Source organism: Lysinibacillus sp. Bpr_S20, assembly GCF_023337835.1.
In the GTDB taxonomy this organism is placed as follows: domain Bacteria; phylum Bacillota; class Bacilli; order Bacillales_A; family Planococcaceae; genus Lysinibacillus.
Genome location: NZ_JALNLQ010000004.1, coordinates 310721 through 334342, shown reverse-complemented (window position 1 = coordinate 334342; position 23622 = coordinate 310721). Strand labels below are relative to the sequence as shown.

23 protein-coding genes and 1 pseudogene are annotated in these 23622 nt (G+C 39.1%); 1 reads left to right on the top strand and 23 read right to left on the bottom strand.

The window, feature by feature from the left end:
• Positions 1–380 precede the first annotated feature (380 nt).
• Positions 381–827: an SRPBCC family protein gene (locus tag MWJ95_RS12610; protein WP_249072748.1), complete on the bottom strand. Its 447-nt coding sequence runs from the start codon at positions 825–827 to the stop codon at positions 381–383.
• Between the two features lie 791 nt (positions 828–1618).
• On the opposite strand from MWJ95_RS12610, the gene MWJ95_RS12605 reads away from it, so the two are divergent.
• On the top strand, positions 1619–2314 hold the full coding sequence (locus tag MWJ95_RS12605; RefSeq protein ID WP_249105832.1) for a VC0807 family protein: 696 nt from the start codon (positions 1619–1621) through the stop codon (positions 2312–2314).
• A gap of 319 nt (positions 2315–2633) precedes the next feature.
• Here the strand turns inward: MWJ95_RS12605 and hemL are convergent, their stop codons facing one another.
• The 22 genes and pseudogenes from hemL to MWJ95_RS12495 form a co-directional block, all read right to left on the bottom strand.
• Positions 2634–3926 (bottom strand): glutamate-1-semialdehyde 2,1-aminomutase, encoded by a 1293-nt coding sequence (hemL, locus tag MWJ95_RS12600; protein WP_249105831.1) that lies wholly within the window; start codon positions 3924–3926, stop codon positions 2634–2636.
• Complete coding sequence (gene hemB / locus MWJ95_RS12595; protein ID WP_249072751.1) at positions 3927–4907, bottom strand: porphobilinogen synthase; 981 nt, start codon at positions 4905–4907, stop codon at positions 3927–3929.
• A complete protein-coding gene (locus MWJ95_RS12590) occupies positions 4904–5665 on the bottom strand; it encodes a uroporphyrinogen-III synthase (protein ID WP_249072752.1) in 762 nt (253 codons plus the stop codon). Before MWJ95_RS12590 ends, hemB begins: the two co-directional genes overlap by 4 nt.
• Positions 5655–6587 carry a hydroxymethylbilane synthase gene (gene hemC / locus MWJ95_RS12585; protein ID WP_249072753.1) on the bottom strand — a complete coding sequence of 311 codons (933 nt, stop codon included), beginning with the start codon at positions 6585–6587 and terminating at the stop codon, positions 5655–5657. Before hemC ends, MWJ95_RS12590 begins: the two co-directional genes overlap by 11 nt.
• A gap of 18 nt (positions 6588–6605) precedes the next feature.
• Positions 6606–7433: a cytochrome c biogenesis protein CcsA gene (gene ccsA / locus MWJ95_RS12580; protein WP_249072754.1), complete on the bottom strand. Its 828-nt coding sequence runs from the start codon at positions 7431–7433 to the stop codon at positions 6606–6608.
• 416 nt (positions 7434–7849) lie between these two features.
• Positions 7850–9214, bottom strand: a complete 1365-nt coding sequence (hemA, locus tag MWJ95_RS12575) for a glutamyl-tRNA reductase (RefSeq protein WP_249072755.1) — start codon at positions 9212–9214, stop codon at positions 7850–7852.
• Positions 9215–9791: 577 nt separating this feature from the next.
• A complete protein-coding gene (locus MWJ95_RS12570; RefSeq protein ID WP_249106058.1) occupies positions 9792–10574 on the bottom strand; it encodes an MBL fold metallo-hydrolase in 783 nt (260 codons plus the stop codon).
• A 590-nt stretch (positions 10575–11164) separates the two neighbouring features.
• Positions 11165–12112 (bottom strand): malate dehydrogenase, encoded by a 948-nt coding sequence (mdh, locus tag MWJ95_RS12565; RefSeq protein WP_249105829.1) that lies wholly within the window; start codon positions 12110–12112, stop codon positions 11165–11167.
• A 100-nt stretch (positions 12113–12212) separates the two neighbouring features.
• Entirely contained in the window at positions 12213–13346 is a 1134-nt protein-coding gene (gene ald, locus MWJ95_RS12560) for an alanine dehydrogenase (RefSeq protein WP_249072757.1), read from the bottom strand.
• 58 nt (positions 13347–13404) lie between these two features.
• A complete protein-coding gene (locus tag MWJ95_RS12555) occupies positions 13405–13671 on the bottom strand; it encodes a EutN/CcmL family microcompartment protein (protein ID WP_249072758.1) in 267 nt (88 codons plus the stop codon).
• Positions 13672–13673: 2 nt separating this feature from the next.
• Positions 13674–14546, bottom strand: coding sequence for a hypothetical protein (locus MWJ95_RS12550; RefSeq protein WP_249072759.1), 873 nt, complete (start codon positions 14544–14546; stop codon positions 13674–13676).
• Positions 14491–15300: a phosphate propanoyltransferase gene (pduL, locus tag MWJ95_RS12545; RefSeq protein WP_249072760.1), complete on the bottom strand. Its 810-nt coding sequence runs from the start codon at positions 15298–15300 to the stop codon at positions 14491–14493. Before pduL ends, MWJ95_RS12550 begins: the two co-directional genes overlap by 56 nt.
• Positions 15301–15303: 3 nt before the next feature.
• Positions 15304–15585: a BMC domain-containing protein gene (locus MWJ95_RS12540; protein WP_249072761.1), complete on the bottom strand. Its 282-nt coding sequence runs from the start codon at positions 15583–15585 to the stop codon at positions 15304–15306.
• A 12-nt stretch (positions 15586–15597) separates the two neighbouring features.
• Positions 15598–17073 (bottom strand): acetaldehyde dehydrogenase (acetylating), encoded by a 1476-nt coding sequence (locus MWJ95_RS12535; protein WP_249073032.1) that lies wholly within the window; start codon positions 17071–17073, stop codon positions 15598–15600.
• Positions 17073–17579, bottom strand: coding sequence for a BMC domain-containing protein (locus tag MWJ95_RS12530; RefSeq protein WP_249072762.1), 507 nt, complete (start codon positions 17577–17579; stop codon positions 17073–17075). The genes MWJ95_RS12535 and MWJ95_RS12530 overlap by 1 nt, the downstream gene beginning before the upstream one ends.
• Before the next feature lie 53 nt (positions 17580–17632).
• Entirely contained in the window at positions 17633–18442 is an 810-nt protein-coding gene (gene phnX, locus MWJ95_RS12525) for a phosphonoacetaldehyde hydrolase (RefSeq protein ID WP_249072763.1), read from the bottom strand.
• An 85-nt stretch (positions 18443–18527) separates the two neighbouring features.
• Positions 18528–19095: pseudogene (locus tag MWJ95_RS12520) on the bottom strand (saccharopine dehydrogenase C-terminal domain-containing protein); the annotation flags it as partial.
• Entirely contained in the window at positions 19065–19208 is a 144-nt protein-coding gene (locus MWJ95_RS12515; protein ID WP_249105826.1) for a Rossmann-fold NAD(P)-binding domain-containing protein, read from the bottom strand. The gene MWJ95_RS12515 and the pseudogene MWJ95_RS12520, both read right to left, overlap by 31 nt.
• 217 nt (positions 19209–19425) lie before the next feature.
• Positions 19426–19989 carry an MgtC/SapB family protein gene (locus MWJ95_RS12510; RefSeq protein WP_249072764.1) on the bottom strand — a complete coding sequence of 188 codons (564 nt, stop codon included), beginning with the start codon at positions 19987–19989 and terminating at the stop codon, positions 19426–19428.
• Positions 19990–20034: 45 nt separating this feature from the next.
• Positions 20035–20841, bottom strand: a complete 807-nt coding sequence (locus MWJ95_RS12505) for a DeoR/GlpR family DNA-binding transcription regulator (RefSeq protein WP_249072765.1) — start codon at positions 20839–20841, stop codon at positions 20035–20037.
• A gap of 144 nt (positions 20842–20985) precedes the next feature.
• Entirely contained in the window at positions 20986–22119 is a 1134-nt protein-coding gene (gene phnW, locus MWJ95_RS12500) for a 2-aminoethylphosphonate--pyruvate transaminase (protein ID WP_249105823.1), read from the bottom strand.
• A gap of 41 nt (positions 22120–22160) precedes the next feature.
• Positions 22161–23483, bottom strand: a complete 1323-nt coding sequence (locus MWJ95_RS12495) for an MFS transporter (RefSeq protein ID WP_249105822.1) — start codon at positions 23481–23483, stop codon at positions 22161–22163.
• Positions 23484–23622: the final 139 nt, after the last annotated feature.

The following is a 23622-nucleotide window of genomic DNA, read 5'->3' as shown; positions in this document are numbered from 1 at the left end:
CCAAGTTTTCTGTTCGATAATAATCCCTCCCCTTGCATCATATGAAGTTTCGAAGGATAGTATGCTAGGTGGTGGCTAATCAATACAGACTTTCACTCAGAAAAACAATGCGTTTGGATTTTGTATTGGTCCAAGGAGAACGGTTTATCGGATGCCCCAAGAAAAAGCACAGACACATAACAGTAACAACCCCCACAGCGAGTCAAAAAAGGCATACTAGAAAAATTCTTCTAGCATGCCTTTTTACTGTTTGTATCAATTATGCCTCGGCATAATGGCGTCTGGAATCGGCTTGTCACATGGATGCGATGATTTAGGCTAATATCCCCTTTAGCATTCCTTTCCGATTCCGTAACACCCGCTGAAAGAAGTTAACAGCGTTATACATTCACCAATTTAATTTTATTTGCTACACGGTCTGTTAACATTTGTGTTGCTTTTGGTACGATTGGCTTAAAGATTGGATTTAAAACAGGACCAGCTAATCCCCCGGCTGTTACTTCCAAGAAGCCTGTCATTTTTGTATTTTCTGCATCAATACTTTCTGCTAGGAAATAACCGTTTCCTGAAAAGTTATCAGAAATTCCTTTTAATTCGAATGTTACTTTTGTAGGAGCCGCCCATTCTAAAATAGTAATCTCTACTTGTACTGTTTTTTTCAGAACACCCACATTGCCTTTAAACGTCCAATTTGAATGTTTTTCATCAATCATCTCATGTGCATTATAACCTGGGACAAGCTTTGCCCATTTTTCCATATCACTGACGAAATCCCATACATTTTCAATTCCTACGGGTACTTCGACCATATGTGTGCCTGTTGCCATATCAATTCACTACTTTCTTTTACGAATAGCTCTATTATATACGATTTCGCCCACAATTTGGCTATGCTGAAAGTTATAATTTTAATAAAATTTTTTTCAAGCGATAACAATTCATTGTAACTTAATTGGCAAACATAGAAGCCATTGCAGATAAAGGCATATTGCACAGTGTGTTGATTAACCATTTCATCTACTCTAATTAAAATTCACATTATCAGAGGGCTATTCTTCAAGAAGGATAATGCCGTTTTTATTGAAGTAAAGCGGGAATTTAGTGAATAACTTATCATAAAATTCGAAACGAAGACCACAAAGACCAGATGCAATATGGTTTTCAACGAATGACATTGAATCTTTAAAAGTAAGTTTTTATTTGGACAAACGCAATAAAAGAGAGTTATCCAGGACAAGCAAGTATGGATAAAATTGGGATCAATGAAAAATGAGAGAAATTAAACAAATAAAATATTAAAGACTATCTGATGCTTTCAACTAACAGCGCAGTTTACTTAAAAAATTAAATAAGTTTAGTAAGGAGAGATTTGTTATTATAAAAATAAATTGCTATTACTCTCCCAGTTGGTTTTATTTGTAACAGTAAATCCTTCTCGTTAGTCATACAATTCACATTACCTAATATTTATAGAATAAAACGTCTGATTATTCAGTTAAAAACGCAGCGATTTAGTTTAAGAAAAATGTTTTAGCTTGTTCAACTATTGAGCAAAATTATATAGTTTATCTACAAGTATGAAAAGGTACAAGCTGAGTATAGATAAATGGAGGGGAATATGGTGAAAAAACAACGTTCAAACAAAATATTAATTTTATTCGAGTTGATTTTTTATGTGGCATTACCTTATGTTATATGGAATTTTGGAAGAGAGCCTTTAGGTGATTATACAGCAATGCTGATTTCAACCATTCCAGGGATTGTTTACACCATTTACCGCTTTATTTTAGATAAGCAATTTAACATTACTGGCTTATTAATTTTAGGTTCACTAGCACTAGGTACGACAGTAAATTTACTATCAGGGTCAGCAGAGCAAATGATTTGGAATGGTGTATATCTAGGTCTCTTTTATACATTTCTTTATATTGTTACGCTATTGATTAAGCGTCCTCTTTCTTTATATATTGCTGTTGATTTTGTATATTTGCAAGGTTATGCACGAATGGACAGCAGAGCATTATTTTTTCAAAAAGGAATCTTTAAATGGTTTCAATTTATTCAGGTTATTTTCATTATCAGAGGGCTTTTTATGGCAGGATTAACAGTATACCTACTCAATAAATATGGAATTGATGGCTATGGTGGCATGTTGATATATAAGCAAATCGCAGGGTGGGCTTTCTCGATTTTCATTATAAGTATGTTCTTTTATATAAATGTCCCAGTACGAAACTTTTTTGCTATGCAACAAAATCAATTACAAGACAACAATAATCTATCTCTCCAACAATCAAACGCAACTGTTGAATAAAAGATTCTTTTTCCTCTCCTAAATAAGGGCTTTTATTGAAATTACGGCTTGGAGAGGAAGGTTGACCAACTATGGTTCCGTTAGCCTGCCTCCAATGACCACGGTGTATCATGGGAAGCACTCATAGGAAATTCATTCTACTCAGGTTGCTACACCAGCAAATGGGTATATAAAATCTACAGGACAAGTTGATGTATTAAGACTTACTTATCGTCTATCTGCAATAAAATCCTCATTTGCAAATTTTAGAAGCATACAAAAAACCACTTCTTATCAAATGTTAGAATTGATAAGAAGTGGTTACTAATTCACACTCGTGTTATCTTGCTAATTGAGCAAATACTTTATGGAAAGCATCCACTGTTTTTGCGATATGCTCTTCTGTATGTGCCGTAGAAATAAATAAACCTTCAAATTGAGATGGCGGTAAGAAAATACCTTCTTCTGCCATTAGACGGAAGTATTCAGCAAATAATTGTAAATCTGACGTTTTTGCTGAATCAAAATCAATAACATCCTCGTTCGTAAAGAAGAAACCTATCATTGAACCAGCACGATTTACAGTATGCGGAATATTGTATTTCGTTGCGGCTTCACGGAAACCTGCCTCTAATTGATCCCCAAGCTTTTGGAAGTATTCATAAGAGTTACTATCAAGGCGTGATAATGTTTCAAAGCCTGCTGTCATTGCTAATGGATTCCCTGACAATGTTCCAGCTTGATAGATCGGACCCGCTGGTGCTACCTGCTCCATAATTTCCTTTTTCCCTGCAAATGCACCGACAGGAAGTCCACCGCCAATAACTTTACCTAATGTTGTCATATCAGGTGTTACATCAAAATAACCTTGTGCACAACCATAATCAACACGGAAGCCTGTCATAACTTCATCAAAAATCAACAATGTCCCATGTTCCTTTGTTAATTCACGTAAACCTTGTAGGAAGCCTGGTTGTGGAGGGACAACCCCCATATTTCCTGCGACTGGCTCAACAATTACTGCCGCAAGCTCTGAACCAAACTTTTCGAAGACTAGTTTAGCCCCTTCTAAGTCATTGTACGCTACTGTTAATGTATTACGTGCAATATCCGCTGGAACACCAGGGCTGTCAGGTAAACCTAGTGTAGCTACCCCAGAGCCAGCCTTAATTAGTAACGAATCTCCATGACCGTGATACGAGCCCTCAAATTTTAAAATTTTATCGCGACCAGTAACACCACGAGCTACGCGTAAAGCAGACATCGTAGCCTCTGTACCAGAAGAAACAAAGCGAATCATTTCCATACCAGGTAGTCGATCTAACACTAATTTGGCTAAACGATTTTCTGTGTAGCTTGGTGCTCCAAACGAAGAGCCCTTCGCTGCTGTTTCTGCAATTGCTTGTACAACTTCTGGATGAGAATGCCCTAAAATAAGTGGTCCCCATGATAATACATAATCAATATACTCATTGCCATCAATGTCTTTAATCATCGCACCGTGACCAGATTCCATAAAGATTGGATCCATGTTTACGGATTTGAATGCACGTACTGGGCTACTTACACCACCTGGCATTAAGTTAATTGCTTCAGCATATGCTTGTTTTGATTTTTCGTAAGAACGTGTCATTTATTTCTCCTCCAACCAACGTGCAACATCTTTAGCATGATACGTAATGATTAAATCTGAGCCTGCACGTTTCATGCTAAGTAACGTTTCAAGCACTACATTTTTCTCGTCAATCCAGCCGTTAATAGCTGCTGCTTTAATCATTGCATATTCACCAGAAACGTTGTATGCAACAATAGGTAATGTATAGTTATTTTTCACATCACGAATAATGTCTAAATAACTTAGAGCTGGCTTCACGATTAAGAAATCTGCACCTTCTTCAATATCCGACTCCGCTTCACGGAATGCCTCCATACGATTCGAAGGATCCATTTGGTATGATTTGCGATCACCAAATTGAGGTGCACCATCAGCTGCATCTCGGAACGGACCGTAATAGCTAGATGCATATTTCACGGCATATGACATAATCGGAACATTTTCAAAGCCTGCTTCATCTAGACCCGCACGAATAGCTGCCACAAATCCATCCATCATATTAGATGGAGCGATGATATCCGCTCCTGCTTTTGCTTGAGATACTGCCGTACGCGCTAAAACATCTAATGAAGGATCGTTTAAAATTTGATCGCCTTCAATTAAGCCACAATGACCATGATCTGTAAATTCACATAAGCATGTATCTGCAATGACTAAAAGCTCTGGATAACGAGCTTTAATCATACGTGTTGCTTCTTGCACAATACCATGATCATGGAATGCACCAGTTCCAACTGCATCTTTTTCTGCAGGTAAGCCAAATAAAATAACCGCAGGAATTCCTAAAGTAACAACTTCATCAATCTCAGCCTCAAGTTTATCTAACGAAAATTGAAAAACTCCTGGCATAGAAGGTACTTCGTTTTTAATATTTTCGCCTTCCATAACGAAAATTGGATAAATTAAGTCCTCTTTGTGTAAGTATGTTTCTTTTACCATTGATCGTATTGCAGCATTTGCACGCAAACGACGATGTCTTTGAAATTGTAATTTTGTCATTTTCTTTCTCCTACTTTCGTTATTTCCTCGATGACTGCTTGCATGGTATATACGCTCGGCATAACATCCACAATCGCACCGTGATTTAAAATAGCTGCTTCTGTAATATGACCGATTGCTGCAACATGTACCGCTTCCCAACCAATTACCGAAGCCACATCCTTGGCGTAGACATCAACAGCGGAAGGGCTAGCAAAAATCACTGTGACATCGCTATTCGCAAGGATACATTCAATGATCAATTGTTTGTAATCGTGTCGCTCAATCGTTTCATAAACTGTCCATTCTTTCAATGTAAAGGGTAACCCTTCCTTCAATGTCTTTTTCGCTTTCTCTCCACGAATAAATAGACATGTAGGATTGCTACCTGCTACACTAGGAAATTCTTGAACAAAAACATCTGCACTAAATATAGAAGGCATAAAGCTCACACGAAATCCTAGCTTTTCTAAGGCTGCAGTGGTTTTCGTACCAATTGAAGCAATTTTCCCTTGAAAATGCTCTACACTTACATGACATCGGAGCATCTTGTTGGCAAAAGCTTCTACAGCATTTTGACTCGTAAAAATAAGCCATTCAAATTGACGCGCATTCTGTAATTGCACATCATCGTTTTTATCGATAAGCTCGCAAGTTTCAATTAACGGGGCAATTACTGCCTGTCCACCTAAAGCTGTAATGTCCTCTATTATAGTTGTCGTCTTAGATGAACCTGTCAAAATAATAGTTTTACCTTCTAAAGGTAAATTATTTTGCATCTTGCTCTGCCTTTACTCGTTGAATTAACTCAAAAGCACCTTGCTCCGTTAAAATCTCAGCAAGCTCTTTCCCAACTGCTTCCGCATCAGTGCCCACAACTGTTTCCTTGTAAACAACTGAAGCATCTGGTGCAGCAACAAGGCCAGTTAATGTAATTTCTTCCCCATTTGACTTTGCATATCCTGCGATAGGTACTTGACAGCCGCCATCCATAGCTGCTAAGAAAGCACGTTCTGCATGTGCTTCTTGCCATGTAATACGATCTGTTAACTTGCCTAATTCCGTTAATAGTTCCGTGTCGTCTCCTCGGCATTCAATACCTAAAGAGCCTTGCGCTACTGCTGGCAGACAATCCTCAACAGGTAAAAACTCAGTAACTACATCATCGCTCCAGCCAAGGCGTTTTAGTCCTGCTGCTGCTAAAATAATAGCATCGTATTCATCAGTTTCAAGTTTAGCTAAGCGTGTATCTACATTTCCGCGAATCCATTTAATTTCTATATCTGGACGGACTGTTAAAAGTTGCGCACTACGACGAAGAGAACTTGTCCCAACAACAGCTCCTGCCGGAAGATCGGCAAATTTCACATGTCCTTTTGAAATAAATGCATCACGCGCATCTTCACGAGGTGGAATGCAACCAATCACTAATCCTTCTGGCAATACTGCAGGCATATCCTTCATAGAATGAACAGCAAAGTCGATTTCTTTGTCATAAAGTGCTTGTTCAATTTCTTTTACGAAAAGCCCTTTACCACCTACCTTTGATAGCTGCACATCTAAAATTTGATCGCCTTTTGTGACAATTTCTTTCACTTCAAATTCAAATGGTACACCAGCTGCTTTTAACTCATTGATAAACCAATTTGTTTGTGTTAAAGCTAGCTTACTTCTCCTAGAACCTACAATAATTTTTCTCAACAGTCTCCAACCTCTCTCCTAATACCATAAATGGAATCGTGATAAACTACTTCCTAAAAAGAAGTTCACAACAACTAATAGGTATGCATATATATGTACCCATGCGTAAGTTGTCCCTGTTAGCTTACTCTTACGATTCACATACAAGATAAAGCAATACAAAATTAAAATAATAAAGGACCCTATAATCTTCGCATCAAAAAACGAAAGACTCTCTACATTTAGTAGTGCCCATTCAAACCCTAAAACTAAACTTACAAATAGCACTGGAATACCAATGTAAAATGAAACATTCATCCAGTTACTCGTCTGCTGTAATGATGGCAACCTTGTCCATAAATGTGACCATTTTTTCTTTTTAAGCAAACGATATAATACTAAATACAATATCGCAAAAACAAATGTTAACGAAAACACTGCGTACGATAAAATTGCAAATGATATATGAATAAAAAGCAATTCCGAAATTAAAGTATCGCTAACGATTCCTGTTGACCTTTTCGGCATAAAAGTAAAAATACTAGCGAATAAAAATCCTAGTATATTAATAATAAATACCGGTAGATCGACTCGTGCTATACAGTGCAAAATAATAGATAAAGTCACGAGCAGCCAGGAATAAAAGAGAATCCCTTCAGACAAGGATAAAATCGGAAAACGCTTCGTTTCCACAAAAGTTAATAGTATAATGGCACTTTGAAATACCCATACGAATGAAACAAGCCAAAAAGCAACTCGCCTTGCTCGAATTTGCTTATAAAAGTAATCAGTAAAGTAAAATACTAGACTGATCGCATACAAGACGATCATTACTTCATAGAGCCTTGTCATTGTCAAATCAGCCAATAGACATCCCTTCTTTATTTTGAAAGTGCTAAAGCAGTGTACTTTAGCCTAGAAAAAAAAACGTTTTCGTATCCTTAGTTTACCATACAGATACGAAAACGCCTCATTTAATATCAATAGAAAATCTCGTTCGCGGGAAAAAGCTCGAAGGACAACTTTTCTAAAGTTGCACCGCGAACACATAGACATCTATCAATTATGCCTTGGCATAATTACGTCCGGAATCGGCTTTGTGCTAGCACAAAGAACTCTTTTCCGATTCTGTGACATCCGCCGGAGGCTTTAACTTCTTTCAGCGGATGTTTCGGACACCCGCTGAAAAGTAACTTTAACCTGCATTCATCTCACCACCTATAGAGGTGGGAGATTTGTAGCTGACGCTTTGCTTTCGCTACAAAAACACATGCTGAAAGAAGTTAGAAAGAATACTTTGGTTCAGCGGAAGATTGTGACGACTGTAAGCGTTCTTTGCGTTCAAGCTCTTGTTCTGTCATCGCAGTAACTTCAGCTTCCACAGCATCCTCTATACCGAAAATTTGTTGGAATAAACGTAACTGTTCATTTGCTTTTGGTGAATTTGCCATTTCCTTAGCTTGTAAAATTGGTTCTTTTAACAATTGATTAATAATCGACTTTGTATGCTTACTTAAAATTTTACGTTCACGATCCGTTAAATCCGGCATTTTATTCTCGATACTAATCATTGTCTCTTCTTGTATATGATTCGCTTTTTTACGTAAAGCCGAGATGACAGGGACAACACCAAGAGTGGCGACCCAATCTTTAAATTGCACAACCTCTTTACCAATCATCGAAGAAATATCAGCAGCAGCACGTTCACGTTCTGCTAAGTTGGCTTCGACGATGCCTTGTAAATCATCTATATCATATAAGAAAACATTTGGTAAATCTCCAACACGTGGATCAATATCTCGTGGAACTGCGATATCTACCATAAATAATGGTTTACCTTTACGTAAACGTTCAACAAATTGCATCAATTCATAGTCAATCACATAATCTGTTGCACCTGTAGACGTAATTAAAATATCCGCTTCAAGTAACGAACATTGTAGTTCCTTCATAGATTTTGCTTCACCGTCAAATTTAGCTGCCAAACTTTCTGCTTTTTCGAACGTACGGTTAATAACGGTTACTTTCCCTACACCGCTACCGTAAAGGTTCTCCATAGCAAGTTCTCCCATTTTTCCGGCACCTAAAATGGCTACATGTTTACGTTGTAAAGACCCGAAAATTTTCTTCGCTAATTCAACTGCTGCATAAGAGACTGATACCGCGTTCTCACCGATAGCCGTTTCGTTATGTGCACGCTTCGCAAATGTCACTGCTTGTTTAAATAGCTGATTGTATACCGTTCCTGTTGTTCCAATCTCTTGTCCATTTAAGAAGCTTTTTTTTACTTGTCCTAAAATTTGAGTTTCGCCAAGTACCATCGAATCAATTCCAGCTGTCACTTTGAATAAATGCTCTATTGCCTCATCTTCTTCACGAATTGTTAAATACGAAGAAAATGTCTCCACAGGCAAGTCGAACCAGTTTGCTAAAAATTGTTTTACAAAATGACGTCCAGTATGCAATTGATCAACTACTGCATAAATTTCCGTACGATTACATGTCGAAACAATAACATTTTCCAATATGCTTTTTTGCTTTTGCAGCGCTTCCATTGCCTGTGGTAGTTCACTCTCTATGAATGATAACTTTTCACGAATCTCAACTGGCGCCGTTTTATAATTCAAGCCTACTACGATGGTATGCATGAATAACACCTCTCACGTTCTAATTAACAAATCTCATTATAGCACAGTTCGACACGAGTTCATCAATAATTTGTGAACATGTCATGAAGAACTGTAATTCGTCATCTACATTAGAATTATTATAAACTAAGTGTAACAAATTATACATTCGGTTTCAAATTTAAAATCTGGCATAACGTATGATGGATTTCCGTTTTATCATCCAACTTTTGAGTTTTATCGATTAACTTTCATATTTTATCACCCAACTTCTGAATTTTATCGACATCCACCTACCAAAGAGCAAAAAGGATTCATACACAAAACTATGTGTGAATCCCTTTACAATAGAATTATTAAATTATCTTTAACAGGCTAAATTTACTCTTAAAGACTAGGTTTACCCTTTGCAGATGCATGCATGTAATGTTATTAATAAAAACGCACAAAATGAAACTAAGAAGAAAGGAATGGTACTGTTCATTTATCCTCACCTCAAAATATCTTTTAAGGTAACATTCCCAACTTCAATTTATTTATATAATGAATAATCACCGCCTCCTAAGGAGTGCGGTGATCTTAGATCTCCATCATAAAATTAAAACCGTACACTAAATCCTTTGAATTGATGAATACCTGTTCCAAACTTCACTAGATTCTTTTCTTTAAGTTCCTTAACTGCGCTTACGAGTTCTTGTAAGATACTTGGTTCAAGACCTAATGTATGATGTGAACCATAAATTTTTGTGACACACGGAATCTTTGATATCTTTTCCCAGGAATCAACTAAGTCAAGAGGGTTAGTCGAAGGGTAAAAAGCATAGATAGGTGCCCCATCATAAAGTAAATCACCAGTAAATAAATATCCGTTTGTTTTGTCAAAAACACATATATGACCTGGAGAATGCCCAGGGGTATGATGAATAATTAATTCTCTGTTCCCTAAATCAATCACATCACCATCCTGTAATAATCCAGTTGGGGTTCCTTGATATGGTTTATATGTTTCTGGATTAAATGATTTTGGAGTTGGAATTGCTATATCTCTACTAATATCTCTTCTTATTTGTTCTATAGTCAATCCTTTAATACCATTAGTTAACCAATCTGAGTCAGCTTCATGAACATAAACATTTTCAAATTCCCCATGGCTTCCAATATGATCAGCATGCACATGAGTTGTTAAAACAACAATCGGTAAATCAGTTAATTGATCCGTTATGCGTTTGATATTATCAATTCCAAGACCTGTATCAATAAGAACTGCTTTCTTATTGCCGATCAATAGAAATGAATGCACCTTTTCCCAATGCCCATACTCACTAATTGCAAATGTTATATTATCGATTTCCTGAATTGTAAACCACGAGTCCTTAACTATAATCCCCCCTAAAATACGAGTATAACTTTTAATATTACTTAAAGTATTGATTTATGTACTAATCTAAGCAGGAAAAGCAAATTATTGAAGTTTACTGTTCGTTTTATCATCCGTAAACGCCATATCTTCTTATTCGATATGGTATTCTCATATTCCTTGCTATTTAAGTGTAGAAACCAAACAAAATAATTCTGTAACTACTCCCCTTAAAGCGAATGTGACCATCATCCTATCGCTACCGCTACGTTAACACTGCACTTTCGCAGACTCCCTAGGAAGCTTTGCTCTGTGCGAAAGCGAAGCGGCCGCCCACCGGAATGGAAATCAACCCCACGAAGAGCTAGGAACCATTACAACAGTGCTATCGACCATTATTTCATTAACAACCATACCAATCATGTTTTATTTTATTAATTAAATGCAGTATTTTAGATAAATCTATTACTCTCATAAATAATCGGTGAATACCAAATAACACACCCCGCACTTGGTGCCTGAAACCATTAATCTAAATTCAAATAAAAAGGCCGACTTAGAATAGTTTTCACTTTCGCTTACTAAGTTAGCCTTTATGTTTATGCACTATTTTATTATTTTGCCGCAACTAGAATTGACATAATGTTTTGGACAGATTGAACAGATTGATCCAGCGCCCATTTCTCTTCCGCTGTTAGAGTAATTTCGATGATACTTTCAATTCCACTGCCACCTAAAATAGTTGGCACACCTAAATATAGGTCGTTGTAGCCGTACTCACCTTCAAGATAAGCAATCGATGGTAAAATCCGTTTCTTATCTTTTAAAATGGCTTCAGCCATTTGAACCATTGAAGCTGCAGGGGCGTAATAAGCACTTCCATTTCCAAGCAATTTTACAATTTCTCCGCCGCCTTTGCGGGTTCTTTCCACAATTGCGTCAATTCTTTCCTGCGGAAGCATTTTTTCAAGCGGGATTCCTCCTGCATAAGAGTAACGAACTAAAGGAACCATATCGTCGCCATGGCCGCCTAGGACAAAACCGGTAATATCCTCTACTGATACATTTAGCTCTTGGGCAACAAATGTATTAAATCGCGCTGTATCTAGGACACCTGATTGACCGATGACACGGTTTTTAGGAAAACCTGTTGTTTTAAAGCAAACATACGTCATTGCATCTACCGGATTACTTAACACGATTATATAGCTGTTAGGTGCGTACTTTTTGATATTTTTCGAAACCTCAACCATTATTTTTTCGTTTATAGAAACTAAATCATCACGGCTCATCCCCGGCTTCCTTGGAAGACCAGCAGTGATTAACACCAAGTCCGCATCTTGAATATCTTCATAATTGGAGGTGCCTGTAATATTGGCGTTAAACCCTTGAACCGGGCTTGCCTCAAGCATATCAAGCGCCTTTCCCTTAGTTGGATTGGTTTGTGATGGGATATCTACAATAACCACATCCCCCAGTTCTTTTTGAGCTAGCATCAAAGCTGCGGTTGCTCCGGTAAAGCCTGCTCCAATAACGGCAATTTTTCTGCGCTTAAAAGTCATTTTTCTCCTCCGTTCATAGAATGGGCTGAACCCGTTAATTCATCCTGTTTCCTTGAAAGAAATAGGAATCAGGTTAACCCGATTCCCTAGTTTCGTCCCTCTATACACTTGCCAATTCTTTTTCTAACGCTTTTTCAACTGGAACATATTGATATCCAAGATCTTTAGCTACAGCTTGATACGTAATTTCCCCATTAGCTGTGTTAACACCAAGCTTTAATGGTTCACTGTCAAGTATAGCCTTGTACACACCCTTATTAGCTATTTGCATGGCAAATGGAATGGTCACGTTTGTTAAGGCAGTGGTAGAGGTTCTTGGTACCGCCCCAGGCATGTTGGCAACCGCATAATGAATGACCCCATATTTTTCATAGGTTGGCTGATCATGTGTAGTAATTCGGTCAACCGTTTCAAGAACTCCCCCCTGGTCAACAGCCACGTCCACAATAACCGAACCGGGATTCATTTTTTCAACCATTTCCTTAGTAACAAGCTTTGGTGCCTTGGAACCTGGAATTAGCACGGCACCAATTACAAGATCTGCCCCTTTAACTGCTTCCGTGATATTATACGGATTAGACATCAATGTTTTAATTTGGTTACCGAAAATATCATCTAATTGACGCAGTCTGTCAGCACTTAAGTCGATTATTGTGACATCTGCTCCCAGACCGATGGCCATTTTAGCTGCGTTTGTCCCAACGACACCACCTCCGATGATTGTTACCTTGCCGCGGTTTACACCTGGTACACCGGAAAGTAGAATTCCTTTACCGCCGTTTGTTTTTTGTAAAAATTGCGCACCAATTTGCGCTGCCATTCTTCCAGCTACTTCACTCATCGGTGTAAGAAGCGGAAGTGTCCGGTTATCGGAAACGGTTTCATAAGCGATTGCAAGTACACCTTTTTCCTTTAAGGCCTCCGTTAATTCCGGCTCAGCTGCTAAATGCAGGTACGTAAATAAAATTAAATCATTACGGAAATATCCATATTCACTTGGAAGGGGCTCCTTCACCTTCATGACCATATCAGCTCCGGCCCAAACATCCGCTGCCTTTTCAATCAATTCTGCACCCATATTTTCGTACTGTTCATCTGTAAATCCACAGCCGGCACCAGCTCCCATTTCAACAAGCACTCTATGTCCGGAATTCACAAACGAAACCACACCTGCAGGGGTTATTGCAACGCGGTTCTCATTATTCTTAATCTCTTTTGGAACACCAATAATCAAAGTAATTCCGCCTCCCGTCAACTATGACTCTACTCTTGGTGACCTAACACCATTTATTCTATTCCCCTTCAAATGAATCAATAATACCGACTATAGCCGCATCAATAGGGGAGTTTTTGTCTGCGACTAGTTTTTGGACCAGTGAGCCTTGGGCAATCAGCACCATTTCGTCAAACCCGGCTCCTATCCGGTCCATCGCTACCAATGAATTTCCAACAGGCTCTTTAGAAAGATTGATTGGTTGGACAATCAGTAGTTTGATGTTTTCCATCCCTTTTTCTTTCTGTGTTGCCCAGACACTTCCCACTACTTTTGCAATCAGCATCGTCACTCATCCTTCTTGAAAAACTTAACTATCAATTTTTTCTCTTTTAATAAATCTTTCGCTAAAGGAGAGATGATAACTCCCTTCTGCAGATACACAGTAGAATTAGGGAAATCAGGCTGCGCATGAATCCATTCTGGTGTTAGAAGTTTCTTGTTAAAAATCACATTTCCATTCACATTAGCCTGATTGTCTTCACTCCCCACCACGGTCGAAGCCCCCAAAACCTTCTTTTTCTCAATCTTATGATGAAACTTTTGTACAATAGAATCTGCTAATCCCAATTGGGCCTTAAACTCAATGCCAAGTCCGGTCATAAACTTAACATATTCCTCAAACCGTTTTTTAAACGGCGATGGCAGACTGAGTGTTTTTAATGTTCGACGATCAGCCCGTTTGATTCCTGGGGTATCAGCGCCTATCAGAATAAACTTCCCAAGGATAAGTGCAGAGAAAATTACCTCTGACTTAATCGTTCCCTTCAAACCGTACGCAACCCTAGCAGCATTATCTAAATCAATTTCCGGAATAATGATCCCATCATAATCCTTTGCCAGTTCAATGGCAGCTGGTGAATGCTCATCGGCTGCTATTATACGTTCTGAGCCGGTTGATTCCACTCGCTGCATGCCGAGCCACGAGGATGTTTCTCCATCTAAAAACAATAAATCATACCCAATATCAGCATTCTTTAATTGAATGAACTGATCTGCAAATGGTTCGTGGGCTGAACTGTCACAAAATATAAAAAGAACTTTCCCTACTTTTTCTTTTTCCTTTTCCAGCTTCATTGTTTGGATGACTTCATGGACAACCGATTCAACCATCGAGCGAATATCGATTTCCCTCACCCCCTCTATTAAAAAATACTCCATTTTTCCCGATTAACTTGACCATGTCACCTGTTTTAAGCCCTGCTGCATTACCTTCGTCCATATCGATGTGAAAATCCAAACGATAATTTGGATGAACTCGGACCATAACATCTGTAAAAATGATTGGGCGCTCTCCTTCTGTTTGCAAATACAAACAATCCCCGTGTTTAAGGTCATACTTTTGTGCATCTATATCAGAAATATGAATGTGGCGCTTTGCCACAATCACACCCTTTTGTAATGAAACACACCCATTTGGGCCCACTAGCGTAAGCCCCGGGGTGCCTTCGATAGAACCAGACAAGCGAACTGGCGGATAAATCCCTAACTGGTATCCATCCGTATTGGAAATTTCTACTTGTGTCTCTTCTCTAGCAGGACCAAGAATCCTTACATGTTGAATAATTCCTTTAGGTCCAACAAGAGACACCTGCTCCTTCGCCGCAAATTGACCAGGTTGCGACAATTCTCGTAACTGTGTTAATGAATAACCCTCACCAAACAGTGCTGAAACATCCTCAGCGGCTAAATGAATATGCCGGTTGGAAACCCCGACAGGAATCTGCAGGCTTTCCCCACTGAAGGCAGATGTTTTGCCCGTTTTAACAAGACACATATCCTGTATCGGAATTCGTCTGTCGCGAAGATAGTCTACGGCTGCAGGAGTCAGCTTATCACCCTCTCTAACAATGAAAGGATTAGGAATTCCCTTTTTTATCATAGATCGTAGGGTGGATTCCGTAATGAGTACCATACGTTATCCTTCCAATTTCGGAAGAATTAACTCGATATCGGAATGAGGACGCGGAATCACATGAACAGAGTTTAATTCACCAACACTTTCAGCTGCAGCAGCTCCAGCATCTACTGAAGCTTTTACTGCTCCAACATCCCCACGCACCATTACAGTTACAAGTCCTCCGCCGACATGTACCTTGCCGATAAGCTTTACGTTTGCTGCTTTTGCCATCGCATCAGCTGCTTCCACTGCACCTACTAGTCCTTTTGTTTCAATCATTCCTAAAGCTTCTCCACTCATTGTTTATTCCTCCTAATTGAAATTTAATTCTTTTAACACACTTTTGACAATTTCCATAATTTCATCCTTTGAAACACTTGGTTCAGCATTTAAAGCGCTTTCTTTATATGCAGTATTTCTTGCTGGTTCCTCATTTTGCATTTCTCGAATACCAAAGGCAATTCGTTTCTTATTTAATAGATGCTCTGGGCCAATATTATCCGAAGAAATATTATTTCCGTAGGTGCCGCAGCCAAGAGTCATCGATGGTGAGATCCCGGTTGTTGCACCAATTCCGCCGAAGGTTGTACCAGAGTTCACGACCACCCGTGAAGCTTTTTGTTGAACACCAAAACTTTCAATCAATTGCTGGTCCTCGCAATGAATTCCAACTGTATGGCCTAATCCTCCAATTTCGAGCAATTCATCACAGACCTTTCCAGCCTCCTGTTCATTAGTGACAGTGTAAAACGCAAGAATTGGTGACAATTTCTCCAGAGAAATTGGATAATTTTTGCCTATGTTCGTTTCTTCAGCTACTAGTAATCTAGTATTATCCGGAATGACAATGCCCGCAATTTTCGCCAACGCCTGTGGCGATCTTCCAACAATGTCAGGGTTTAAACCGCTGCCGCGGAGAATGATTGCTTCAACTCTCTGCTTCTCGTAATCATCTAAGAAATATGCACCTGCCTGCTCAAGTGTGGATTTCACTTTGTTCTTAATGGCTTTATCCACCACAAGGGCTTGCTCAGAAGCGCATATCGTACCATAGTCAAACGTTTTACTATGAACAATTTGACTCACAGCTTTTGCTATATTTGCACTCGAATGAATATATACCGGAACATTTCCAGGGCCAACACCATATGCCGGCTTACCGGAACTATAGGCTGCCTTCACCATTCCTGGACCGCCTGTAGCCAAAATTAGGTCTGTATCTTTATGCTTCATTAATTCCTGTGCCGATGCAAGTGTGGGCTTCGTAATACAAGTAATGATTCCATCCGGAGCCCCTGCCTTATTTGCCGCTTCCTTTAGAACTTTAGCAGCTTCGTTTGTACATTTAGCCGCCGATGGATGTGGACTAAAAACAATCGCATTTCTTGATTTAACCGCAATTAATGCTTTAAAAATAACCGTTGACGTAGGGTTTGTAGAAGGGATAATACCTGCAACAACTCCAACTGGCTCGGCCGCTAACAGCAATTTCTTATCCTCGTCACGTGAAATGATCCCTACCGTCTTCTTATCCTTAATTGATTCATAGACATCCTTAGCAGAGAAGAGATTTTTAGTCATTTTATCTTCCATTTTGCCATACCCTGTTTCATCAACCGCCATTGCTGCAAGTCTGCCAGCTTCTCTGATAGCAGCTTGGGTCATGCAGTGTACGATTTGATCAACCTGGTCCTGTGTCATGTTTGCCATTGCCTTTTGTGCCACTTTAGCTAGTTTCAGATTTTCTCTAGCCTCTTGAATCGATTCAAGATCGGTATCTAGGTACATCACTTATCGCCGCCTTTCCCTGCTTGGAACTTTAATATTAATTGTAGTAACTCCTCTTTTCTCGATTTTGCTATTTCATCTGGCGATAACAGAAAACCTTCAAAGGAGTTTGCTATTTCTCTAAGCTCCTGCAAATTCTTTTTATTTAGATCTCGGTAGTTTGTATCATTAGTAGCAGTGAAGTCTTGTGACTCTTGTTTAACCGTTTTTTGCTTTTCTGCTACTAGAACCGGAAACAACATTTGGATCACATGATCGTCCGGCCTAGGAATAACATGTGAGTGGCGATGCTGACCAACTCTTTTGGCAGTTTCTGTTCCCACATCGACAGCACTTTTCACCGACGCTACATCACCAATGATATATATCGTCACAATCCCCGAGTCCGCTTTCTGAAACGTGGTAACGTTCACATCTGCAGCCTTGGCAGCAGCATCTGCAGCAGCCACCATTGCCGGAAAACCAATAGTCTCGACCATTCCCAGTGCATAGGCATGTTTTTTCAACTACTCTCACCTCTCCACCTCTCGGCAACTTATTCATTTATTAATAAGTATGTTTAATCCCCATTAGCTAAACGCTGGTTAATCTTCGGAATTAATTGATCCAATTCTCCGATACTATTAATGACATAATGAGCACCCGCATCTTTAAATCTTTTCGTAACAACTTCGAGCATTTTTGCAAGTGTATCAGGGTCAAGCGCATTTACTTCATGTTCTTTAAGCCCAAGTTCACTGCCGCCCTTAAGAATTCCAACACTCCAGGCACCGGCATTGACGCCCTCTTTAATATCACTGATGGTATCGCCCACTTTAATGATGTGTTTCATTGGATAAACACCAAGATTCATGGCATTCTGATAACACATCCATGGATACGGTCTTCCCGCTGGAACATCACTTGGGGTAATCATAAAGTCTGGGGCATACCCTTGCTTTTTCGCTTCAGGAGCGACAACGTCCATCATTTCAGCTGTGTATCCAGTAGTGGAACCGATTTTGATTCCTTGTCTCCTTAACCTTTCTACCAGTTCTATTGCACCAGGTATTGGCGTACAATAGTTACGTAGGATTGAGAACAACATAGGTTCGAAGTCAGCATATAGGTCATCGACATCTTTCTTTTCTGGTAATCGGCCAAACTTTTCTTTCCAAAGCTGTGCAATTCGGTCCATCTGACACATCGTATTAATATGATCCCACTTTAACAGCCCCATCGGAGCCCGTGCTTCCTCATCTAAAACTTCGATTCCTCTTTTTCTGAAAATCTCCAAAAAAACATCCAATGGTGCAAAACAACCATAGTCTACAGTGGTGCCTGCCCAGTCAAAAATAACAGCTTCAATCTGGGGAGTTTGATTTCCCAAAACACGAACCCTCCTTTTTCGGCACTAATATAACACACGCTAGAGTATCTGCTTCCCGGCATGCAAACGCTATTATTAGTTCTTTTTAGTTAGTAGAAACAACCATTTTCTCCCTATTATTCTCGGAAAGAATAACTGCTCCCTGATTGTTACTTTTTATAGAAACAATCTCTTCGTGAATATGAATTCCTCGTTTCTTTAGTGCTTCAAAAATCATCGTTGGTTCAAACGCATCCTCCGGAATTAAGATTCCAGTCTTTTCAACTAATCCCTTTGCGATGATTTCTGTCGCAATTGCCATTGGAATTTTTACGTTCCTCGTATAGGCTCTTAATTTTTTCCCAGCCCTTAACGGATCCGTCACTTGCGGGATGTGTATGATAAAGGACGTGGCGTTTTTTAATGCCATCCTCTTTCCCCACTATCTCAATATGTAGGGAGTAACCGTACGTTTGTGTTTCTTGTCCTTCCTTGGATTGAATAAGATATTCACCAATCACATCCATTACACCGACACTTTTACTCCATTGACAGAGACTTTCGGATTACTTTAATTTCCGTAATCATACAAAGCACTGACGAGCTGCAGTATTTTGCTTCGGCCATGTACCACGGACTTCGATTAAATTAATCCCTTTACAACTTGAAGCCCGATTTCTTCATTGAAGTCACCTATGGTAATCACTTCAAACTCCGAATGTTCAACAAGATCCAAAACGGCTTCTCTGCATATTCTGCCAGCTCCACCTAAACAAAAGACATTCACGCATCACCCTCCTAAATATTTAAAATATTCACTCAATTTATGAGTTGAATTGATTATATCACAGGTAAATTGGTTTGTCTTGGTTTTTATTGGTTTTTCTGTCCGTTTTTCAAAAAAATTTTTTTCGTTCTTAAATCCACCAACTAAAACCAACTTTTGTAATAAAAAAAGCCATACTCTCGATATATTCGCAGAATATGGCCATTTATTTATTTCGTTATCCAGGATTCCTTTGGAGCGTCCGTTTTTGCTCATTTTCATCAACAGTTGCTAAATGCTTACTTTCAATCTGCTTAGTTTCAATCAGCCTACTTTCAATCTGCTTACTTTCAATCAACTGGCTGATTTTCGCAAGTAGGAAGGTAATTAGCACAGATGCAAAAACAATCCCATAAAAACCAGCTCCTATTCCAATTCCCACGCCGCCGACAAAGAATACCATAGCTGCGGACGTCAATCCTTTTACCTGAAGGCCGTCCTTCAAAATCAGACCGGCCCCTAAGAAACCAAGCCCAGATACAATCTGCGCCGTTAGACGCATCGGATCCATCCGGTTATTTATGTGAGAATCGCTAAAAACCTCGGCACTGTAAATTGAAACAATCGTAATGAGCGTACACGATACAGAGACATAGGTGAACGTTTTTAGACCCGCTGGTTTATTTTTAGCACTTCGGTCCCAGCCGATGAACATCCCAAGAAGTGCACTTATCACAAGACGCATATATACTTCAATGTTTTTCCATAAATGTTCTTCGTAGAACAGTCCTAAGTGGTCCATTCCCTTCCCCCTTTACAGGCAGCCTTTTGCCTATAGTGCGGAGAGTCACATTGAAGATGATTCCGTTTGATCCGCCACCAGCCATTTCACATTATTTTCTTGAAGACTATGCTCCCAATCCTTTGGGTATGGCTGATCACAAATCACCATACTAATGTCTTTCAGGTCTGCCATTTTAAAATTTGCACGTTTGCCAACTTTTGAATAATCAATTAGTAAAATTGATTTACTAGCATGTTCAATTAGTTTTTTCGTAATCATTCCCTTAGAATAATCAAACCCGGTTATCCCGTCATCTTTTGAAAATCCATCTGCAGAAATAAAATACTTATCTACGTAAATATTATCAAGCATTTCCATCGTAAATCCTCCGGTAACTCGATGATGTACTGTATTAATTTCACCGCCAAGGATAAAAATCTTTCCCGTAAAGATATTTTGCTGACTTAACTCAATCAGTACGGAAAGGGCATTAATTGATGTTGTAAAAATGGTTAGATTTCGTTTTTTTCGCAGATTTTTTACTAATTGCAATGGCGTACTGCCATCATCAATCGCGATTACATCGTTATCATTAATTAGATCTGCCGCCATTTCACCAATACGTTTCTTTTCATCAGAATGGATAACTTCACGTTCTAATGTAGAAGGCTCCTCATTAAAGAATGAAATATTAATAGCTCCGCCATAAACTTTTTTGAGCTTTTCCTCTTGGTGTAATTCATCTAAATATTTTCGGATGGTCTCTGTAGAAACCTCTAAAGCTTTGGCAAGTTCACGTACTTTAACCTTCCCTTTGACCTCTATTTGTTCTAATATTTTCCTTTTTCTTTCTTCTCCCGCTAGTGACAAAACCTTCACCCCATATAAATATTTCCACTATAATATTAGACTAGTTCACCATGAAAATAATAGGAACAACGATAGTTACTTCTTTTTCGTCTAGCCCTATATTAATATTATAGAGGAAGATAAAGGTATGTTGCCAGTGATTACTTAATTTTCTAGTACAGGATTGAGCCAATATCTGCTTGTTTCAATTGCCTTCAATAATCCTTCAACATCCGCCAGATGAACATCCCCGATATTTCCAATCCTGAACGTATCCATATCAGAAACTTTTCCAGGGTAGATCACGTAGCCTTTTTCCTTGAGTTTGCTATAGAAGGTCGTGAATTCAAAATTTTCTGAATTCGGATAGTAGAATGAAGTAATAATTGGTGATTGCAGCTCATTTGCAAGGATTGGTTCAATACCCAATTCTCTCATTCCTTCTGACAAGACTTTTTGATTATTCATGTATCTTGCCGCCCGCTCTTTAATGCCGCCTTCCTCATCTAATTCCTTTAAGGCTTGCGCAAAAGCTCTTACAACATGGGTCGGTGAAGTGAAGCGCCATTTGCCATTTTGCTCCTCCATTGTTTTCCATTGGTCATAGAGGTCAAGAGAGATTGATCTTGCATTTTGGGAGCACTTCTCAAATTCATCCTTTTTAACAACGGCAAAGCCAAAGCCTGGAACTCCCTCAATACACTTATTGGCACTGCTAATAATATAATCTATTCTTAATTCATCAATATCCATTTCTACGCCGCCAAAGCTGCTCATCGCATCAACAATATAGACTTTATTATAACGCTTAACGATTTCACTAACCTTCTCAATCGGGTTCAGCATTCCCGTTGTAGTTTCACAATGAACAATGGCTACATGCGTGATGTCTGGATCACTTTCCAGCTGGTCTGTTAGCCGGTTCAAATCTAAAGCCTCAACCTCACCGCTGGCAAGTACCACTGTATTAATGCCCAGTTTCGAAGAGATTTTTGCAATTCGATGACCATATACCCCATTTGCAATAACTAGAAGCTTTCCATCCTTAGGCAGGACTGTACCAATTACTGATTCTACACTAAAAGTACCGCTTCCCTGCATTAATACGGCTGAATATTTATCAACAGCTTTTGTAGCAAGTGAAACAAGCTTACTCCTTACACCCTGTACGATATTGTTATAGTCATCGTCCCATGTACACCAATCTTTCATCATCGCTAGTTTAACCGTACCCGTTGTCGTTAATGGTCCTGGTGTTAATAATAGGTATGGGTTGTTCGTGACATCCTTCATATTCATTTCTTTATTCCTCCCTAATAGTAGAATTTTATTTATTTAAACTATTCATAAAGTGCCGGGTTAAACTCTTTTTTCATGTTTTCTTGTTCTTTTTCGTTCAGATTTTTCATTAATCTCACGCAAATTAGTGACATAACCCCAAGTAGCATCAAATAAATCGCTGCCGGAAGCCAAGAACCGTGAAAGGCTGCTACTAATGATGTGGCGATGAGCGGTGCAGTACCGCCAAAAATAGCTGCCCCTAATTGATACCCTACCGAAATACCGGTATAGCGAACTTCTGCACGGAACATTTCAGAGAACATCGTTCCTAATACCGCAGTGATAACGGACCATATTCCATACCCAATCATTACCGCAATCGTTAGTAGAAGGATCGATTTCTTTGAAAGTAAGAAGAAATATGGAATCGAGAATAAAATTACTCCCAGGGTACCTCCATAGAATACCTTTTTTCGTCCAACACGGTCCGATAACGTACCCATTAATGGAATCATTACTAATGAAATCAAAGTCCCAATTGTAACGGCATTTAAGACAGGTCCCTCAGGCATTTTCAACGTATTGGTCGCATAAGAAACTCCAAATGTCGCAAACATATAAAACGGTGCAGTTTCAATTGCCTTCGCTCCAGTTGTTAAGATGATTTCCTTCCAGTGATATTTAAAGGTATCAGCAATTGGAAGTTTTGAAACTGTCCCTTCATCCTTTGCTTTTTGGAAATCTGGGGTTTCCTCTAAACCATTTCGAATCCATAAACCAAGGAAAACCAATAACAGACTTCCTACAAATGGGACCCGCCAGCCCCAAGTTAAAAATTGGGCATCCGGTAATAATCTTAATAATGCCATCGTTGCTGTGGCTAAAATCATCCCGACTGCTGCCCCCATCATAGGCACACTTCCAGCAAAACCGCGTTTCTTTTCTTCTGAATATTCGACAGCCAACAAAACGGCTCCGCCCCATTCACCGCCAACTGCAATTCCTTGAATCAGCCTTAACAACACTAGCAGGATGGGTGCCCAAACTCCAATTGTATCGTAAACTGGTAAAAAGCCGATTAAAGCTGTGCTAATCCCCATAATTCCGAGAGTATAAACAAGTGATTTCTTTCTTCCAACTTTGTCGCCGATGTGACTGAAGATCACGCCGCCAAGCGGACGGAAGAAATAAGGAATTCCAAATGATGCTAATGCAATTAAAAGACCGACGGTTGGAGTGAAATTAGGGAAGAAAAGCTTGTTAAATACAAGGGCTGCGACCGTTCCATATAAAAGGTAGTCATAATATTCGATGGAACTGCCAATTAAACTTCCAATTAACGCTTTAGTCCTTACCTTCTTTGTTTGTTTGTTTGCTGACATAAATAACCTCCTTTACTAGTTAAAAAGTGAATTTTTAGTAGAAACGCTTACTTGGTACCGTTACTAATTGAAAAGTGGATTTTAGTGAAAACGCTTACTTGGTACCGTTAAATTTAGAATATCATCTTTTCTGAAAATT

Bases quoted from the DNA above. Each gene is read 5' to 3' on its own strand.
- phnW (WP_249105823.1), bottom strand. From the start codon at position 22,119: ATGAATATGAAGGATGTCACGAACAACCCATACCTATTATTAACACCA.
- pduL (WP_249072760.1), bottom strand. From the start codon at position 15,300: ATGGTACTCATTACGGAATCCACCCTACGATCTATGATAAAAAAGGGA.
- hemB (WP_249072751.1), bottom strand. From the start codon at position 4,907: ATGACAAAATTACAATTTCAAAGACATCGTCGTTTGCGTGCAAATGCT.
- MWJ95_RS12555 (WP_249072758.1), bottom strand. From the start codon at position 13,671: ATGCTGATTGCAAAAGTAGTGGGAAGTGTCTGGGCAACACAGAAAGAA.
- MWJ95_RS12605 (WP_249105832.1), top strand. From the start codon at position 1,619: ATGGTGAAAAAACAACGTTCAAACAAAATATTAATTTTATTCGAGTTG.
- hemA (WP_249072755.1), bottom strand. From the start codon at position 9,214: ATGCATACCATCGTAGTAGGCTTGAATTATAAAACGGCGCCAGTTGAG.
- mdh (WP_249105829.1), bottom strand. From the start codon at position 12,112: ATGACTTTTAAGCGCAGAAAAATTGCCGTTATTGGAGCAGGCTTTACC.
- MWJ95_RS12590 (WP_249072752.1), bottom strand. From the start codon at position 5,665: ATGCAAAATAATTTACCTTTAGAAGGTAAAACTATTATTTTGACAGGT.
- MWJ95_RS12535 (WP_249073032.1), bottom strand. From the start codon at position 17,073: ATGTACCTAGATACCGATCTTGAATCGATTCAAGAGGCTAGAGAAAAT.
- MWJ95_RS12495 (WP_249105822.1), bottom strand. From the start codon at position 23,483: ATGTCAGCAAACAAACAAACAAAGAAGGTAAGGACTAAAGCGTTAATT.
- MWJ95_RS12540 (WP_249072761.1), bottom strand. From the start codon at position 15,585: ATGAGTGGAGAAGCTTTAGGAATGATTGAAACAAAAGGACTAGTAGGT.
- MWJ95_RS12610 (WP_249072748.1), bottom strand. From the start codon at position 827: ATGGCAACAGGCACACATATGGTCGAAGTACCCGTAGGAATTGAAAAT.
- MWJ95_RS12510 (WP_249072764.1), bottom strand. From the start codon at position 19,989: ATGGACCACTTAGGACTGTTCTACGAAGAACATTTATGGAAAAACATT.
- hemL (WP_249105831.1), bottom strand. From the start codon at position 3,926: ATGACACGTTCTTACGAAAAATCAAAACAAGCATATGCTGAAGCAATT.
- MWJ95_RS12550 (WP_249072759.1), bottom strand. From the start codon at position 14,546: ATGGAGTATTTTTTAATAGAGGGGGTGAGGGAAATCGATATTCGCTCG.